Origin of the sequence: Aquimarina algiphila, assembly GCF_007489275.1 — a bacterium.
Classification (GTDB): domain Bacteria; phylum Bacteroidota; class Bacteroidia; order Flavobacteriales; family Flavobacteriaceae; genus Aquimarina; species Aquimarina algiphila.
In genome coordinates, this window is sequence record NZ_VLNR01000099.1 from 1 (window position 1) to 17512 (window position 17512).

At 32.7% G+C, this 17512-nt stretch carries 16 protein-coding genes; 10 read left to right on the top strand and 6 right to left on the bottom strand.

Annotated features, from left to right (window positions below):
- The first annotated feature begins 155 nt into the window (after positions 1 to 155).
- From FOF46_RS28495 to FOF46_RS28505, 3 genes are read left to right on the top strand one after another with little or no spacing between them, the layout of a single operon-like run.
- Entirely contained in the window at positions 156 to 446 is a 291-nt protein-coding gene (locus FOF46_RS28495) for a putative quinol monooxygenase (RefSeq protein ID WP_109435935.1), read from the top strand.
- 12 nt (positions 447 to 458) lie between these two features.
- Positions 459 to 1046 (top strand): Crp/Fnr family transcriptional regulator, encoded by a 588-nt coding sequence (locus tag FOF46_RS28500; protein ID WP_109435934.1) that lies wholly within the window; start codon positions 459 to 461, stop codon positions 1044 to 1046.
- Between the two features lie 23 nt (positions 1047 to 1069).
- Positions 1070 to 1549, top strand: coding sequence for a hypothetical protein (locus tag FOF46_RS28505; protein WP_143918861.1), 480 nt, complete (start codon positions 1070 to 1072; stop codon positions 1547 to 1549).
- A gap of 164 nt (positions 1550 to 1713) precedes the next feature.
- Here the strand turns inward: FOF46_RS28505 and FOF46_RS28510 are convergent, their stop codons facing one another.
- From FOF46_RS28510 to FOF46_RS28535, 6 genes are all read right to left on the bottom strand, one after another.
- Complete coding sequence (locus tag FOF46_RS28510; protein ID WP_208746832.1) at positions 1714 to 2610, bottom strand: T9SS type A sorting domain-containing protein; 897 nt, start codon at positions 2608 to 2610, stop codon at positions 1714 to 1716.
- The gene (locus FOF46_RS28515) at positions 2531 to 3955 is read right to left on the bottom strand and encodes an FG-GAP-like repeat-containing protein (RefSeq protein ID WP_143918863.1); all 1425 of its coding nucleotides are present in this window, start codon (positions 3953 to 3955) and stop codon (positions 2531 to 2533) included. The genes FOF46_RS28510 and FOF46_RS28515 overlap by 80 nt, the downstream gene beginning before the upstream one ends.
- Before the next feature lie 614 nt (positions 3956 to 4569).
- Entirely contained in the window at positions 4570 to 4755 is a 186-nt protein-coding gene (locus FOF46_RS28520) for a hypothetical protein (RefSeq protein ID WP_143918864.1), read from the bottom strand.
- Positions 4756 to 4769: 14 nt separating this feature from the next.
- Complete coding sequence (locus FOF46_RS28525; protein WP_143918865.1) at positions 4770 to 6515, bottom strand: erythromycin esterase family protein; 1746 nt, start codon at positions 6513 to 6515, stop codon at positions 4770 to 4772.
- 13 nt (positions 6516 to 6528) lie between these two features.
- Entirely contained in the window at positions 6529 to 8028 is a 1500-nt protein-coding gene (locus FOF46_RS28530) for a S8 family peptidase (protein WP_143918866.1), read from the bottom strand.
- 35 nt (positions 8029 to 8063) lie between these two features.
- The gene (locus tag FOF46_RS28535; RefSeq protein WP_143918867.1) at positions 8064 to 9785 is read right to left on the bottom strand and encodes a helix-turn-helix domain-containing protein; all 1722 of its coding nucleotides are present in this window, start codon (positions 9783 to 9785) and stop codon (positions 8064 to 8066) included.
- Between the two features lie 241 nt (positions 9786 to 10026).
- On the opposite strand from FOF46_RS28535, the gene FOF46_RS28540 reads away from it, so the two are divergent.
- From FOF46_RS28540 to FOF46_RS28575, 7 genes are all read left to right on the top strand, one after another.
- A complete protein-coding gene (locus FOF46_RS28540; protein ID WP_143918868.1) occupies positions 10027 to 10293 on the top strand; it encodes a hypothetical protein in 267 nt (88 codons plus the stop codon).
- A gap of 553 nt (positions 10294 to 10846) precedes the next feature.
- Positions 10847 to 11326 (top strand): hypothetical protein, encoded by a 480-nt coding sequence (locus FOF46_RS28545; RefSeq protein WP_143918869.1) that lies wholly within the window; start codon positions 10847 to 10849, stop codon positions 11324 to 11326.
- 48 nt (positions 11327 to 11374) lie between these two features.
- Positions 11375 to 11686 (top strand): hypothetical protein, encoded by a 312-nt coding sequence (locus FOF46_RS28550; protein ID WP_143918870.1) that lies wholly within the window; start codon positions 11375 to 11377, stop codon positions 11684 to 11686.
- Positions 11687 to 11706: 20 nt separating this feature from the next.
- Positions 11707 to 11979: a hypothetical protein gene (locus FOF46_RS28555; RefSeq protein WP_143918871.1), complete on the top strand. Its 273-nt coding sequence runs from the start codon at positions 11707 to 11709 to the stop codon at positions 11977 to 11979.
- A 343-nt stretch (positions 11980 to 12322) separates the two neighbouring features.
- The gene (locus FOF46_RS28560) at positions 12323 to 13174 is read left to right on the top strand and encodes a hypothetical protein (protein ID WP_143918872.1); all 852 of its coding nucleotides are present in this window, start codon (positions 12323 to 12325) and stop codon (positions 13172 to 13174) included.
- A gap of 321 nt (positions 13175 to 13495) precedes the next feature.
- A complete protein-coding gene (locus FOF46_RS28570) occupies positions 13496 to 16984 on the top strand; it encodes a DUF6443 domain-containing protein (RefSeq protein ID WP_143918873.1) in 3489 nt (1162 codons plus the stop codon).
- A gap of 2 nt (positions 16985 to 16986) precedes the next feature.
- A complete protein-coding gene (locus FOF46_RS28575; protein WP_143918874.1) occupies positions 16987 to 17358 on the top strand; it encodes a hypothetical protein in 372 nt (123 codons plus the stop codon).
- Positions 17359 to 17512: the final 154 nt, after the last annotated feature.

The following is a 17512-nucleotide window of genomic DNA, read 5'->3' on the forward strand; positions in this document are numbered from 1 at the left end:
CCTTTTAAAACCTTGAGTATTTTATCGTAATTTGCTTGAAAGTTGTGCATATGAATTATAGTGTCGTAACTACAATTTACTGCCTTTTAGCAGTTTGCGCAACTTTTTCTAAATGCACAACGGGTTAGTTTTATTAAAAATCTACATGAATTTTTATGAGTTGTAAAGTCGTATTAGAATCAAAAATTAAACCGGAAGTATCAGAAGAAATACAGGTTTTTTTGGAAGAAAATTTACCAAATGTTCGTAGTTATAAGGGATGTAAGTCTGTCCATGTTCTCTTGAATGATGTTACGAATGAAATGATTTTTTATGAAGATTGGAAAAGCAAAGAAGATCATCAAAATTATATTAATTTTATAAATAAAAATGGAGTTTTGGAAGAACTTTCTTCTTTTCTTGAAACCGCACCAAGCATAAAGTACTTTGAAGAACTTATAATATAAAGTATTAAGTATATGGTCAATGATCTAACGCAATATGTTAGAAATTATATCGAAATTTCTGATGAAGAAATGGAACTGTTTTATCAGTATCTAAAGGTGATAAAACTCAAAAAGAAAGCATATGTATTAGAAGAAGGTAAAGTTTGTCGTGCCAGATATTTTATTATAAAAGGGTGTTTAAGGTCGTATTATATAGATGAAAAAGGAGTAGAGCAAATCATGGATTTTGCAATAGATAAATGGTGGTATACAAACTATAATAGTTTATTAGATCAAAGCCCTTCAGAAAATTTTATCCAGGCATTAGAAGATACAGTATTATTAGAATTAAGTTTGGATTCATTTGAAGAACTCACAACAAAACTTCCTAAGATAGATAGGTTGTTTAGGATTATTATGGAAAGAACTGTTATTGCAAATTCCAATAGAATAAAGTACACAAGGGTTCTTTCTGGAGAGGAAATGTATCAAGTGTTTTTAAAAGCAAATCCACAGTTTTTTCAAAGAGTTCCCCAATATATGATTGCTTCTTACTTAGGATTATCTCCAGAATTTATAAGTAAGATAAAGAAAAGACCTACTAAGAAAAAGAAGATGTAATTGATATACCTAATGTGAGAGCTATGAAAGTGATCAATATTCATAAAAGAACAATACATCAACCAAAATCTGTAATTGTCAAAATATTAGAAACCTTATCGACTACGAATGATCAAATCTGGCCCTATGAAAAATGGCCGGCAATGAGATTTAAAGAAGGATTAAGAGAAGGAGCAAAAGGAGGACATGGACCTATAAAATATACTATAGAAAAATACGAGCCTGGGAAATTAATTCAATTTAAATTTTCTAAACCAACCGGACTAAATGGAATACATAAACTAGAGATTTTTGAATCTGGGGATAATAAAACACGATTGGTACATACCATAGCAATGAATGCTGTTGGAAAAGGATTATTGCTTTGGATATTTATTATACGCTCTTTTCATAATGCGCTTATCGAAGATGCATTTGATAAAGTAGAAAATCATTTTTTGGATGAAAAGAAAATTACCAAATGGAATATTTGGGTAAGAATATGGAGAAAAATATTGGGCTAGTTTATTGTCTTTAAAGCTGTCTAAAAAGTATTGAAAACTCAAAACGCTCAGTCTGAACCTGTCGAAAATATATTGAAAATCAAAGTGTTAAAAACTTCGACAAGCTCAGTTTGACAAAGAGAATTTACTTTTTATGCAGCTCCTGGATTTTGCGTATCGATTTTCTATTGGCGTACAATTTTTCTTGTAGTTCTGCCATTTCCGGTTTCTACTTCCATAAAATATATTCCAGATCTTAGGGAAGAAATATCAAAAGTGGATGTTGATGCTTCAAACACTTTTCTTCCGTAGTAATTAAATATAGAAATTTTTTGCACCGGAATAGTAACATTTATAATCCCATCGGTTGGGTTAGGATATAATTTAAAATTGGAAATAGTATCTTCCTGCTGGAGCACTATAGAATCTACTAAAATACATGAAGATCTGTTAGTGCAACCATTTAATGTTATATCCACTGCATAAGAACCGTTTTCTGTAGCCGTAAATGATATACTGGTCTCTCCAGAGATTGGTTGATTAGTCTCACAATTAATCCATTGATATGTTGCACCAGTCGTATCAGCAGTGAATGTCAGAGAATTTTCTGTTACTGTTGCATCCGGTAATGCATTAATGGTTATATCTGCAGTACTAGAGTTAGAACAAATACCCGATGTAGTATAAGTTATAGTATATATTCCTGGTGTGGATTCTACTAGATTAATTTCTCCAGAATTACTATCGATGATTAATCCTAATGTAGAACTAAACGTTCCTCCGGTTATCCCTGTGACGTTAGGGACAGGGTTTGTAGCATCAGCACAATATGCAGAGTTTTCATAAGTAAAAGTTGCATCGTCTAAATCAGTGATGATTACCACGACATCACTAGAGTCAGGACATGATCCTGTGGTGGTATACGTTACTGTATAAGATCCTGCTATGCTTGCGGCAATGTCAATTTCTCCTGTAGTAGAATTAATACTTAATCCAGCTGTACTAGAAAATACTCCACCAGTTACTCCTGAAATTGTTGGTGTGGGATTTATGTCCCCCTTTGCAATAGTTAGCAGCATCATAGTTAAAACTTGGATCATCAATAGCATTAACCATAATTGTGACTGTCATACCGGTTGCAGTTGTTTCATCAATACAAGATATGTCTCCATCTTCACCTCTAATATAATACGTAGTGCTTGGAGCAGTAGGTATAACCTCAAAAGTAGAAGTATTTGTAGTGGTTGTTCCTAATAAGGTGCCCCCATAAGAATCGGTATATATCGACCATTTCGAAGCAATATTAAGTGTCCCTGTAATCGTTATGGTAGATGTTTCTCCTTCACAAAGTACAGGCGTAGCGGTTACATTTGTAATTACAGGATCTACACAAACAGGAACTTGTCTAAACCAGGCAAAACGAGGAGCATTAAAGTTTGCTAAAATAGCGTCTTTGAGTCCGTCTCCTGTAACATCTCCGAAGCTAACTGTAGGAAAATCCCCTATATCTGCATTGGTTAATTCTCCGTCCATATCAATTTGTGGGGCTGCAAAATGAGGATTTGTTACTGTCCCAACATTTTCAATCCATTTTACAAATCCAGTATCAATCATAAAATACATATCATAATCTCCATCCTTATCAAAATCTTCAAATACAGGTATGGGCACATCCATATTAGAGTAGGCATCCTCATCATCCCAGGGGCTATCAGCCTCAGACTGTAGTTCAAAATGGGGACTTTCTTTAGTACCGATATTTTTATAATAGGTCAGTCTATCACTTCCTAAAGCGACTAAATCAAGATCTGTATCATTATCAAGATCCACGAATCCTAAACCTGGATACTCCGCAATATCCTGGTTTAAAAGTCCAGGTAAACAATCCGGAACGAACTCAAAAACTGGAACTTCAGGAGTACCTATATTTCGATAAAAAAGAATTTCATCATCTCTAACTCCATCAAAATTACGCTCGGTTCCGATAAACAGATCCAGATCTCCATCATCATCGATATCTGCCAATTGAGGACGATTTTGATTTCTTACTGTAGTACTGACAAATATATTTATGGCTTCAAGAGATGGGATTGAGCCTAAAACCCAATTTGGAGCAGTAACTGTACCTGTGTTTTCAAAATAATGAACCGTTCCTCTCTGACTTCCTGAAATAAAATCAAGATCATTATCATTATCCAAATCTACCAAAATAGCCGAAGGAAGGCGTCCATCAGAAGTAGGTATCACTGTTGGACTTCCTGATACATATAATCCTGCAGGTTCTGGACCAGGGCTTGTAGAAGCCGCACCATCTGGGTTAGAGAGAATTCTCCCTCCTCTAAATTCCCAATCGATATAATCAGCTTGGGCAGAAATGAATTGATTTCCCAAAAGAAAAAATAAACAAACGAGTAATAGTTTTTTCATAACTATAATGTTTTAAAATAGTTGATCTCTAACTTACAATACAAAGTATTATGGCATATACATTTTGGTATATACAAATTGTCAATTATTAATTTTAAAATGGTAGGCCATTATAGCAAACCAATTATGGAGAAACTAGGGTCAATTAAGAGACATTTTATGTTCTCTTGGTTTTGTGGTTTTAAGAATTACAGTATTACCATTACTAAGAGGGGGGATGTAAGTAATTTTTGGTGTGTAATACTAATGGGTGCAAAATTAATAATTTAGTTCTTCTTTAACAAGATAATATTTTGTTAATACTTTGTTTTTAAATTTGTACAAAATCAAAAACAAAAAAGTCCAACATTGCTGCTGGACTATAGCAAGGTATTTATCATTTGGTTACATAGATATGTTGAATACATTGATCTGCGACAAATATGCTGTAACCGGATATCCAGATTGATTCTCAGGTTGCTGTGTGACAATTAATCCAGTATATAAAAAAACAGAATATTATGAATTAAGTTTTTGATTGATAAGGTTTTTCATATTAGGTATTTGTATCAAAACTAGAATCTAAAATAGCTACAACTACGGTGTCTCCTTTTTTATTTTTTAATAGTTGTTTGTTAAAAAATATAGAGAATAGTATGACTAATTATGTCTTTATGATGCCAACTTTTAAGTTCTTCCTCGGTAAGTTTTTGTTTTTTTGTGATAGTATTATATTTTCTGGAGACTACTGGTTTTTGATTACCTTGAGCATATTCTAAAACAGAACTTATAAAAAATAATAAAAGGAATAGAGGTTTCATTTAACAGTTATAAATTAATGAGCATTGTTTTTAACTCTTTTTTCTATTTCCTTTTCACCAGCTGGTGTAAGTATAGAATGGGAGGTTTCTTTAATAAAAATCATACCATCAAAATTCTTACCTGGTGAAATATCAAAAGCTGGTAGTATGCCATAATCCAAACTCCAACTAGCACCACCAGAATATGCTTTTCTTTCCTGATTCAAAAAGGCAGTGATTGTTTTTTTTGGTGACGATTTTACAAAATCAATGAAGAATATATCTTTATTGGCTTGAGCAAAATACCAATCCAAACTTTCTTCTTTGGCGGGAGGAAGAGTGAAAACTGCATTTTTATCATATCTTTTTTCGTTAACGTTATAATTCATTGCCCTAAAACTTCCCTGGTTGGTAGCAAAACCAATGGCATAATACTTTTCTGCAATATATTCTTTTAAAATACTACCTAATGGTCGAACCTTACCATTTACAATTGTTTTTGTGTTTTTTGAGATATGAGTATTATGAGCCCAAAGTACCATTTTGGTTCCAGGTTTTTCATTTTGTAGCACCTCTAAAACGGTTTGTGCCATATATTCATCTCGAACATTAAAATCAAAAGTGTTTTTATAATCACGATCTGCAACTTCTACTCCTTGTATGATTTTTATCAAGTCTGCAATAATATGTTGGTACTCTTTTTTCGATGTTTGATGAATCAGTTTAATTTCATTAACAATTAGGTAAGATAATACCGTATATAATTTTTGTCTTTGTAAGGACATGTCATTTCTATCAGGCTTGTTTTTTAATTTATGAAATAAAGAATCCACTTTTACTTTAAGCAATCCGTCATTTTTTGTTTTTTTAACAAAATTATTTACCCTATCATAAGCTAATTCTAATGCTACCATTTGAGTGTCAATCCCAATAAATTTTACTTTTTCATGTTCAGGAATCGATTGGTTATAGTTTCTCATCCATTCTATCATTGCTAATACCTCATCCGTGTTCCAAATCCAAAAACCTTGAGCCGTTAAAGCTTCTCTACTAGTTCCTTTACCGTGTAAAACGTAATCGTTTATGGGTTTACAACCAACATGACTGGCTTCTATGGCAAAAATTCTAAACCCCATTTCTTTGACCAAAAACTCTAGCATGCGATGTTTCATCTGAAAAACTTCTTTAGTGCCATGACTAGTTTCACCTAGGCCTACTACTCTTTTGTTTTTTAAAATAGGTTTGAGATAAGAAAGATCTGTAAGACCTGTTTCTGCTTTTACATTTTTCAATAATATTGATTGATCTTTGATCCAGGAGATCACGCTATCTTTTTGTGCTTCTTTAAGGTCTAGTAATTCCTTGTGTTCTTTAGGAGAAAGCACTTTAAATTTTGAAACAAGGTAGCTTCCATCAATGTTTTTAATAAAATCCTGTAAGATTGAATCTTTATATCGTTTGGGGATAAGCGGACTTACTTCAAATGTATGTTTTCCACTTTTTTCTATGGGTAGCTCAACGATTTCAAGGCCATTTTTTCCATTAGGTGAGTCAAAAAGTTTTATGGTATCGTGGGTTGCAGAAAATGCTACAATTTGGATATCCACATTTTTTTGTATTAGATGTAATTGTAACAATTCACCCTTGTTAAGGGTTACCTCATATAAGTGTTTTTCGTCCCCTTTGACTTGGGTGTTCTTATTGATTTCAAATGTTGGTGATGTTTCTTGTCCAGAGAGACCAAAAGAAATGGCAAAAAGTAAAAGAGATAAGTTTTTCATTAGGATCTGAGTGTTATTTTTTACTTTTTGAAATCTGTTCTGACATCAAAAGTGCATTATAAGCATTGACTATTTTACCTGACTTTGAAAGCTCTGAAAATGGAACTAATTTTTTTGTACCATCTTCTAGTTCGATTTTGACATTGATTTGATAAGAAGTTCCTGAGTTCATCAGAATTTGCTTGATCTCAGGTGCTTTTAATTTGGGATAATAGGATTTAATCAAAGCAGCTATTCCCGAAACTAATGGTGCTGAAAAAGAAGTACCTGCGTCAGATTCATATTTATTATTTGGTTTTGCAGTATAAATATCTTTTCCGGGTGCAAAAATATCTACATTTTTTTCCCCATAATTAGAAAAATAAGTTAGTATCCACTTATTAAGACTATAGGAAGATGCTCCAACAGATATAAAACTATTTGATATCTCTAATCCGGTGTTTGAATCATAATCATTAGGGTAAAATTCTTTTTCATCAGCATTAGAACTTTCATTACCCGCAGAACATATTAATAAAACATCATGTTTTGTAGCGTATTTAATTGCGTCTGAAACGAATTTTTTATTTAGAGAATATTCCTTGCCAAAGCTCATGTTAATAATTTTTGCTCCGTTGTCTACAGCGTACCGTATGGCATGAGCAATATCTTTATCGTATTCGTCACCTCTCGGAACTATTCGAACAGGCATTATTTTAACGCTATTAAGGACGCCATTCATACCAAGATTATTATTTCTTGTAGCTGCAATAATTGCTGCAACATTGGTCCCATGAGATTCTAAAGTCAAATCCCCGGCCAAATCGTTATTTCCATAACGGCCATCTCCAAAAATATTTGGATCATCACCAATTAGTTTTCTACCATTATATTCTGGATTGAGTCTATACTTTTGATTGATTTCAATATCTCTTCTATAATAGTTTTCCCACTCTTCGTTCATATCATATCGCAGTGCGAATCTTCTATTACGAACATGTTCCTTTAATATAGTATCGCCTTTTGGATCAATTTTTGATAATTGATCCATAGTATACTTATCTGTAGAGAAATATTCATCAATTGTTTTTCTGGCTGTGACAAGATCATTCAAAAATGTATAATCATCTGGAATAGATTTGATATTCTCCCTTAATTCATTAACCGCTTTTTGATATATATTAAATAGTTTTTGATCTTTTGGTTTAACCTGATCGTTAGTCAATTTATCGAATTTAGATTTGAGCTGTCTAATAACTCTTACAAATTCATAGTTTTCAAATATTAAAGTTTCCTTTGCATTACCTAAGAAATTCCATCCATGGATATCATCTATATATCCATTTTGATCATCATCAATATTGTTATTAGGAATCTCTTTGGGATTGATCCAAATTTGATCTTTTAAGTCTTCATGATTAATATCAAATCCAGAATCTAATACAGCTACAACTATGATATCTCCTTTTTTATTTTTTAATAGTTTGTTATATGTTTTTTCTAAACTAGTACCGGGAATAGTATCACTAATGATGTCTTTATGATGCCAATCTTTTTTATCATTTTTTGTTAGCTTTTTGTTTTTTGTAAATTCTTAATAAAATAAGATGGGTACAAACCAGTTTTTTTATAAAAAGCTTTAGAAAATGCCTCTTGTGATTTAAAACCAACTTCATTAGCAATAGCTTTGATAGAATAAGATCTGAATGTTCTGTCTTCTGTAAGCTTATTAATAGTGTATTGTATTCTTAAATCACTTATATATCTAGAAAAGTTTTTCTTCTTATAGTAATTAATAAAAAATGAAAGATAAGATGTATTGGTTTTCAAAATAGTTGCTAATTCCTTTAGAGAAATGTTTTTAGATAAAAATTTATTTTCTATTTCAAATACCTTTAAACCTTCCGAAATATTTGTAGCTATTTCTTCTGGAATGGAATCTTGCTTTTTAATCTTAATCGGTTTTTTTATCTGATTTTTTAAACTTGATTGGTCTTTCATCAATTGATCAAAACGGGTTTGATAAATCATTTTCTTTTTATAAAACAAGTAAATTAAAAATAATAAGCCTATGATAGCGATACCCATGGTAAAAATAAAATATGAATATTGCTTTTTTCCTTTGTCTAATTTTTTTATTATGTTTTCTTTTTCAGAAATTATTTTTTTGTTTTCATAATTTCTGGCGATGTTCTTGTTAATATTCTGAAATTTTATATCTAGAATACTATCTACTCTAATTAGCTTATTCATAAAAACCAATTGTTGTTCATGATTCTTATTACGTCTGTGAAAATTTATTAGGGCTTCGTATGCTATTTTAGTTTCCTTAATAGTTTCAGGGTGATTTGTATACATCGAGTCAATTTTAAGCAGATAATTTTCATATTGTCTATAATTGCCTTTCTGGTTCTCTATTTTACAGATAATCAAATATATTGAAGCTAATCTTGCCTTTCTATTGTTCGTTAAACGGGCACTTTTTTTTAGACTATCTAATGCCATATTTGTTCTCCCGGATAATTGTAATGTAGATCCGTAACAGGCTAAAAATAAAGGATACATATACCTGTTTTCTGTTTCAAGAGCTTCCTTTATACCTATTTTATTAATAATTTCTGCGGAATCTAATTTTCTTAATACATTATATACATTTGCTAGTCTGAATAAGGATTTTAGATATTGCCTTTTCTCTTCTAAATCATTAATATCCTTATTAAAATACTTAATATTGGATCTGAATATATCTAGGGCTTCTTCTCTTTGTTTTGTTACGTTTTTTAAATTACCGATATGGTGTTTTATTACAACTTGTTGAAATTCATTATTTTCTTCAACTGCTATTTTCTGAGCATCAAGTAATTTTTCTAATGACTTATCATATTCAGCTAAATAATAATGTTGAATTCCTTTTTGGATATTACCCTTAATAAGTAATTCTTTGTTTTTAGATTTTTCACCATATAATATAATACTATCTGCATATTTTAATGCTTTTTTTTCATTAGAAATTTCTGATAGAAAAAGAAATCCATTTGCTATTTCAGCATTATTATTTTCATTTTTAGCTCGATCTAAATATGCGTTAGCATAGATACTAGCAATCATGAAATCATTTCCACTATTGTAATAGCTGTCTTTTAGATTCTTATAACTTTTATTTTTCAAAGAATCTTTTTCTATAGTCTGAAGGACTGAAATTATTTTATACGAAGGTTTTGAACTAATTGAATCAGAAAATAGTATCAAAATAATTAACAAGACCACAGCAAATTTCTTTTCTCTCTTCACTTTCTACAGCTTTAAATGTTTGATAAGATCTTAAATTAATTGCAAATTAAAGTTTTTTTTAGAGTATTGATTACTAATCTACTATTAATAAAATCGTAGTGCTTGATTTATAAAAAAACAAATGTCAATTTATAAACGAAGACACACTCCCCTTGCATCAACGTAATTCTCCCATTTATATTTGACCCAACAAAAAATGTACAAGATGGCTACCTACCCACACAACAGTAAACATATATTTATGTCTGATGTCTTAACAATGTTACACATTAAGATGGATATTTTTATGTATAATCTGATTCATTATCATCCTTATGAAATTGTACTCTACGTGTGGATCAACAAATTGTATGCTCAAAACAAATCTATAGAAGAAGCCATACAACTCATTTATAAAGCCAGAAATAGATTTCTACTTACCTCAAAAGATAGTTTGTGTAATTACCCCCCTAATGAGAGTCCTTTAACAAAACCTAATAGAGGTGATGCAAAAGGGCTCTCTAATTAAGACTAAGAAGTGAAAAGTGTAAAGTGAAAAACTAAAAGTGAGAAGTGTGAAAAAGAGTACAGAGTACAAAGTAGAGAGTTAGAAGTGGAAAATGAAAGTGAAGTGAGAAGTAAAAAAAAGACCAGAACTCTGACTTCCAACATCAAAACTTAAAAATTATGATCAGAGATGTTTACAAACTACATTCAACTGGATACAGTGCAACAAAGATTAGTCAATACCAAAATTGTAGAAAGAACTAACGCCCCCAGAACTGTAGTTCACGAAATACTATCCCAAATCAATCCCCCAATAAAAATTGTAAACCAAGAAGTCATCTTGTCCTATGACATGCTCATGTTGATTAATGAAAAATGTAAAAGGAGTTAGATGTCGGGTGTTGGAAGTTAGAAGACAGGAGTTAAGAAGTTATTGAAATGGAAAATGTGGTAGGGAGTTAGATGTCAGGTGTCGGAAGTCATAAGTCAGTAGGTGGCGATAAAAATACATCAGACTTCTGTCATCTAGCCTCAATCATAAAAACAAAATGTATAATTATAAATAATAACAACGTATGAGAAACATCATTCAAGATCAATTGAGTCAGGAAGAAAAGGATCAGGCAGAAAGTTTGGTACATCAATTAGAGACCATATTCACAGATAAATTATCGGCATTGACCGAAAAAGAACGTGGGAGTTACAAGGCAATTAATGAAACCAATAAACTGTTTGTGAATAAAATTTGGGATTATCGCCGTAATAGTAATGCCTTAAGTTCTCCAGATGTGGATTGGGACGAATTTGAAAAAGATTACAAAGCCCGTGTCTTTACAGAAAACTTGTTGGGCCGGTTAGAAAGTTTGGCGTATCGATTAGAAAGCACCAAAATTCTACATGATTATGATAATTACCAGGATGCACTTAATGATTATTCATATTCACAATATAGTAAAGGAGCAGGTAAACCTGGGTTTACAGAAAAAGTAGCAGAACTTAAGCAGTTTTTTAATCGTAGTAAAAGCGTTTCCAAAACTAGTGAAACAGAAGAATAATTGTACTTGTCATTCCAGCCTACGCTGGAATGACAAATCTAGACTAGAATGAAAGACTTCGAGTTAAGGTTCAAAGACCTTCTGTTGGATCAAAAAGACGCTCAGTTAGAGATTGGATACCCAAATTTAGACTTTGAAATCCCAAATTTGGGTGTCACAAGTCCAATTTTGAAGGTCGGAAGTCCAAATTTGGACCTTGATGACTCAATGTTGAGCTTTAAACGTCCAAATTTTCATCAAAAAGATCCAATGGAACGTCTTTTTGGTTCATCGTTTTATAGTTGTGTCTCAAATTTGAACCCGCAAAGTCTAAGAATGAGTTTCAGAAGTCCAATTTTGGCTACAATACTCATATACTAATTTATCAAAGGGAAAACAGTATGAATATCATTATCAAACATATCGAAATTATAGAACGTGTCGATCAATTGATTCGGCTACAGGCAACGGGGTCGCCAGAGGATTGTTCGGCTCGTCTTGGAATTTCAAAAACCAAACTCTATCGTATTATTAATATCATGAGACGATTAAATGCACCTATAACATACGACCTATCAATACAAAGTTTTGTGTATGAAGAAACGGTGAGTTTTGCATTTGGATTCTATACCAAGGATCAAAGTCCTAACAAAGTAAACCCTTTTGTAGGGTGAAGGAAGACGGAAGTTAGAAGTGAAAATGTATTGTCACACTGAGCTTGTCGAAGTGGTTTGAAATAGTGAAAAGATAAAAACGAAAAATGAAAAGAGTTAGATGTCAGAAGATCGAAGTTAGAAGAAAACAGTATATTCCTTGTCAGTCTGAGCCCCTCGACAAGCTCAGGTCAGGCACTGTCGAAGACAGTTTTAAGAAGTTAGATGCTGGAGCTTGGAAAGTGAAAAGTAAAAAACACATCGGACACCGGGCTTCATACTTCGGACAACTATAAAATGTAGAGACACTGCTTCTTTGAAACTTAAAAAAAGGTTCCCACTTCGTGGAATAAAAAAACTAGCCATGAAAATAGTATTAAGATTATTCATCTTAACCATTATAATGACAAGTTGTAAATCAGATTTTGAAAAAAACCATAAGGATTATAAACTTGTTAAGGAAGAAGGTGTATTTGTTGAAGTATTTGATGCTACAAATGTTAAACTTACTAGATATACAGATAACAACACTATCTATACAAAAAACACATCATTTATATATTCTTATGAACATATTACAAAAAATAATAGCAAATACTATTTTAAAGAAGATCCGTCAATAGACGACTGGAGGCATTCTTGGAAGTTTGTTTCTGCTGACTCAATAGATGAAAACACCATTCAAGAGGTTAAAATTGAGATAAAAGAGGGGTTGAAAGCTATGATACAATACGATCCAGATTATAATCAAACAGTTGCTCAATATAGCTACGTAACAAAGGGTGAATTATCAGCTTTTAATTCAATTTCGGGTATTATAGAAAATGAAAAAAACGTATGGATGCATCCACCAAGGGATAAATATTTTAGGATTCTTGAGTTAAATCCATTTCCGTACATACAAACTCCTTTTGAAGTTGGAAATACATGGAAATGGAATTTGGAGATAGGAGATTCTTGGGCAGACAAAAGATGGTTAACCTGGAAGGGAGGAATTGAAAATAAGTATGTTTATGAAATAACGGATAAAAAGAAGATACATACGGTTTTTGGTACATTAGAATGTTATACTATTGATGCCACAGCAACAAGTAGGCTAGGTGAAACCAAATTAACTTCATTTTTTAATACTGAATATGGTTTTATTGAATTATTGTATACAAATATCGATGGAAGTAAGACTAAATTACAACTCGATAAAGTAGTAAAAAAATAAAATTACTATCGGCTTGAAGCCGGTAGATTTGGAAACCGACTTTAAGTCGGCTTAAGATCCGCCAATCTCGAAATTACCATCTTCTCACTCTAAATTTTGATTCTTGATATACTCCATTATAATTTCATCAGTCATGTTTCCAGAACTTGTTACAAAATAATCAAGTGTCAGAAACCTGAGGTTCGAGAGCCTAAAAGCATAGAACTTCTGACACCTGTTTTCGGATTCAAAAAAAAATGACATAAAATTTTCCCAGTCCCGAAAAATGAAACTGGCATCTTCTATTATTGTACCAGGAAAACAAATTATAGGACAAGTAAGATGATAAACAATAAAATTATACATAGCATAGTGATGCTACTTATGGGATTGCAGGTACAGGCCCAGGTAGTATTATCCGATAAGAATTATGTCCATACCACGGTTCCTCAAACTGCAGTAACGATTGCTGATATGGAGAATGTGAGTTGTGCTAATGCTAATGATGTAGATAATACCATTGAGAGTGTTACCTACTATGATGGTCTGGGAAGACCCATACAGCAACGAGCGATTAAAGCCTCTCCCGATGGTAAAGATATCGTTACCCATATGCAGTATGACGCCTATGGTAGACAAGCCAAGCAACATCTTCCTTTTGAGGCAAACAATACTATTGGGAGTTATAAAACCGTAGATGTCAATACCGATATCAATGCGTATTATAAAAATACATATTCAGACGACTTTCCTGGGATTACGACCAATCTGGGAGATGTTAACGCCTATAGTGAGAGTGTATTTGAGGCCTCCCCTTTAAACAGGGTTACAGAACAAGGTGCCCCAGGAAAAGCATGGAAAGCTGATCCCAACAGCGATACCGATCATACGATCAAATTTGACTGGGGTACCAATGTGGTTAATGAAGTAGTGAATTTTACCGTAGCTTTTACAGGAGGTGATACCGAAAAACCAGAACTGGTGCAAAACAATCACTATGCTCCTAATCAATTAGTGGTAACCATCACTAAGGATGAGAACTGGATACCGGCAGATGGAGATTTACATACCACCAAAGAATATAAAGACAAACAAGGTAGAGTAATCCTGAAGAGAACCTATGCATCGACACCTTTAGCAACATCAGAAGCACATGACACCTATTATGTCTATGATCGCTATGGTAATCTTACCTATGTGATTCCACCAAAAGTGACCACAGTAGATGGAGTATCAAACACAGAGCTTTCCGAATTGTGTTACCAATACACATACGATTATAGAAATCGACTCATCGAAAAGAAAATACCAGGTAAAGGAAAAGAATATATCATATATAATACTTTGGATCAACCTGTATTTACACAGGATGCTAATCTAAGAGCAAAAAACAGATGGCTCTTTACCAAGTATGATGCTTTTGGTAGAGTGGCGTATACAGGATTGATCGAGAATGGAAGTACAGTAGCTCTACTACGTAGTCGAGTGAGTTCATCTACTTATGAAACTTACGAAACCAAAACAACAAGCCCAATTACCATTGCAGGAACACCGGTATATTATACCAAAGATGTATATCCTGTAAGTATTCATAAAGTACTTACCATCAATTACTATGATGATTACACTTTTGATATCGATGGATTAACGAGTCCTGGAACTGTATATGGAAAAACGATTGATACCAATATCAAATCTTTACCTACAGGAAGCAAAGTGAGGATATTAGACACCAATGATTGGATCACTACAGTAACCTACTATGATGATAAATCAAGACCTATATATGTAGGGAGTAAGAATGCATATCTAAACACAACAGATATCATAGAGAGCAAACTGGATTTTGTGGGTAAAGTAGAAGAAACCACTACCCGACATACCAAAGGCAGTAATGCTACGATTGTAACCATTGATCAATTTACCTATGATCATATGGGGAGGCTCCTTACTCAAACCCAACAAATCAATACCCAGGATACCGAGCAGATTGTAAGTAATACCTATGATGCCCTTGGTCAACTGAAACAAAAAGATGTGGGCGGTACTTCGACTCCGCTCAGTGCAGGCGATGGAACCCTGAGCGTAGTCGAAGGGTTACACACCGTAGATTACACCTATAACATAAGAGGTTGGCTAAAAACCATAAACGAGGGCACAACAGCCAATGGAGATCTGTTTGGTTTTGCTCTAGAGTATAACACAGGAATAAATCCCTTATACAATGGTAATATCTTTGCAACATCATGGCAAACGGCTAATGATAATGTAACTAGAAGTTATAATTATACGTATGATGCTCTTAACCGAATCATCACAGGAATTAGTAATGATGGTAGGTACAACTTAAGTAATATCTCCTACGACAAAATGGGGAATATCTTATCCCTAAACCGAACAGGACATCTTAATGAAACTGCTACTGCTTTTGGAGTGATGGATAATTTAGGATATACCTACGATGCAGGTAATAAACTCTTAAAAGTTGCAGATACAGGAAATACCACCTTTGGATTTAAAGATGGTACCAATACCAATGATGATTTTACCTATGATGACAATGGTAATATGGTCATAGATCGTAACAAAGGTATTACAGGGATTACGTATAACCATTTGAATCTACCCAAAACAGTTTCTATTTCCAATGCACAAGGAACAGGAAATATTACTTATATTTACGATGCTACTGGAGTAAAAGTAAAGAAAATTGCGCCAAGTGGAAGTTCTTTAATAGAAACCGAGTATGCTGGAAAGTACGTATATAAAAATGGAAATCTTGAGTTCTTCAATCATCCGGAAGGATATGTAGAGAAAGAAGCTGATGGGTATAAATATGTATACCAGTTTAAGGATCATTTAGGTAGTATTAGGTTATCGTATAAAGATGTAAGTACCACATCAACACCACAACTTGAAATACAAGAAGAAAAGAATTATTATCCTTTCGGCCTTCAAATGAAAGGATTTAATAATACGATCCAAGGTAGAAAACATAACTACGGATATAATGGTAAAGAAGAACAAAACGACTTAGATTTTAATACACTTGATTATGGAGCAAGATTCTATGATCCTGCTTTAGGACGTTGGTTTACTCCAGATGCTCTTGCAGAAAAATACTATTCTACTTCGACTTATACATATGCACTTAATAATCCGATACTTTATATCGACCCTGATGGAAATCAAGTTGCTATGTGTTGTGAAGAATTGAAAAGCTTTGTAGCTAATTATGCTAGTGGAGCTTGGCAAGCCGGAGGCGATATGGTTACAGGAATTGCAACAGGTACTGTCACAGGTATAGTGACAGGTACTCAAAAGGCTGTAGAAGTTGGGGGACAATTATTAGACGGCGATATTTCTGGAGCGGCGAATTCTTATGTTAATGCTCTTTATGAAACTAGTGGTGCTCAATCTGTTGTTGAGACAGGACAAGCCGCTTTACAAGGTGATGCTAATGCCATTGGAAAAACAGTTGTTAATGCAGTAGCAGCTGTAATGACACGTAAAGTAGCTAAGTCAAAACCTTCTACAACAACTCCCAAAGTTAGTCCTAATGTTCAAAAAGCTTTAAATACTTTAAAAGAAATAACGTCAGAAGGTGGTACAGTTAAACCTAATAAATTAAAAAGAGGTTTCAAACAAGAACTTAATCAAACAATAACAGATAAAAATGGAAAATCATTAAATGTGAGGGTTGAAACTCATGTTGTTGAGAAAAAATTTGGAGGAAATGGAAAAACACCTCAAAGGCATATGAATGTAGAAACAGTACCAGCTAAAAAGAATAAATTACCAAATAATGGTCATGTAATATTAGAAGATTAAAAATGGATAATACACAATTATTTTTTATAGATATTTTAAAGCAAATTCCATTACAGGAAACCTCTTTATTATTAATCCAAGCTCCATATGAAGAATTAAAACCAATCTTTAAAAAAATTAGCTTCAAAAATGATGGAGTTCATGAATATATTAAGCTAAATCGAGAAAATATAGAAATTTTATTATTTGAAACTATTTTTAATGACTTTGAAGGGTATCTTCAAAACATAGAGGTTAGATTAGGGGAAAATAAATTTTTTGAAGGATATGACTGTATGCAATATGGTATGTTTTCTAAAAATTTTGATTTATCTAATGATTTTAAACAGAAATATATTTCACTTGAAATGCTTTTAATATCAGAAGATTGGTAGTACGACCAGATAGCGCGGATTTGCAATCATAAGTGTTCGAAACCTTAAAATTATGTAATTTAGGGAGAAACTATGAAGGTTTCAGAAGTTTTAAATTATATTCCAAAGGATGAATTAGAAAAATTATCATTGGACTATAAAGTGGATTATCAAA

Excerpts from the sequence above, each read along its gene's own strand:
- FOF46_RS28495 (WP_109435935.1), top strand. The coding sequence starts at position 156 with ATGAGTTGTAAAGTCGTATTAGAATCAAAAATTAAACCGGAAGTATCA.
- FOF46_RS28500 (WP_109435934.1), top strand. The coding sequence starts at position 459 with ATGGTCAATGATCTAACGCAATATGTTAGAAATTATATCGAAATTTCT.
- FOF46_RS28505 (WP_143918861.1), top strand. The coding sequence starts at position 1,070 with ATGAAAGTGATCAATATTCATAAAAGAACAATACATCAACCAAAATCT.
- FOF46_RS28510 (WP_208746832.1), bottom strand. The coding sequence starts at position 2,610 with ATGATGCTGCTAACTATTGCAAAGGGGGACATAAATCCCACACCAACA.
- FOF46_RS28515 (WP_143918863.1), bottom strand. The coding sequence starts at position 3,955 with ATGAAAAAACTATTACTCGTTTGTTTATTTTTTCTTTTGGGAAATCAA.
- FOF46_RS28520 (WP_143918864.1), bottom strand. The coding sequence starts at position 4,755 with ATGAAACCTCTATTCCTTTTATTATTTTTTATAAGTTCTGTTTTAGAA.
- FOF46_RS28525 (WP_143918865.1), bottom strand. The coding sequence starts at position 6,515 with ATGAAAAACTTATCTCTTTTACTTTTTGCCATTTCTTTTGGTCTCTCT.
- FOF46_RS28540 (WP_143918868.1), top strand. The coding sequence starts at position 10,027 with ATGTCTGATGTCTTAACAATGTTACACATTAAGATGGATATTTTTATG.
- FOF46_RS28545 (WP_143918869.1), top strand. The coding sequence starts at position 10,847 with ATGAGAAACATCATTCAAGATCAATTGAGTCAGGAAGAAAAGGATCAG.
- FOF46_RS28550 (WP_143918870.1), top strand. The coding sequence starts at position 11,375 with ATGAAAGACTTCGAGTTAAGGTTCAAAGACCTTCTGTTGGATCAAAAA.
- FOF46_RS28555 (WP_143918871.1), top strand. The coding sequence starts at position 11,707 with ATGAATATCATTATCAAACATATCGAAATTATAGAACGTGTCGATCAA.
- FOF46_RS28560 (WP_143918872.1), top strand. The coding sequence starts at position 12,323 with ATGAAAATAGTATTAAGATTATTCATCTTAACCATTATAATGACAAGT.
- FOF46_RS28570 (WP_143918873.1), top strand. The coding sequence starts at position 13,496 with ATGATAAACAATAAAATTATACATAGCATAGTGATGCTACTTATGGGA.
- FOF46_RS28575 (WP_143918874.1), top strand. The coding sequence starts at position 16,987 with ATGGATAATACACAATTATTTTTTATAGATATTTTAAAGCAAATTCCA.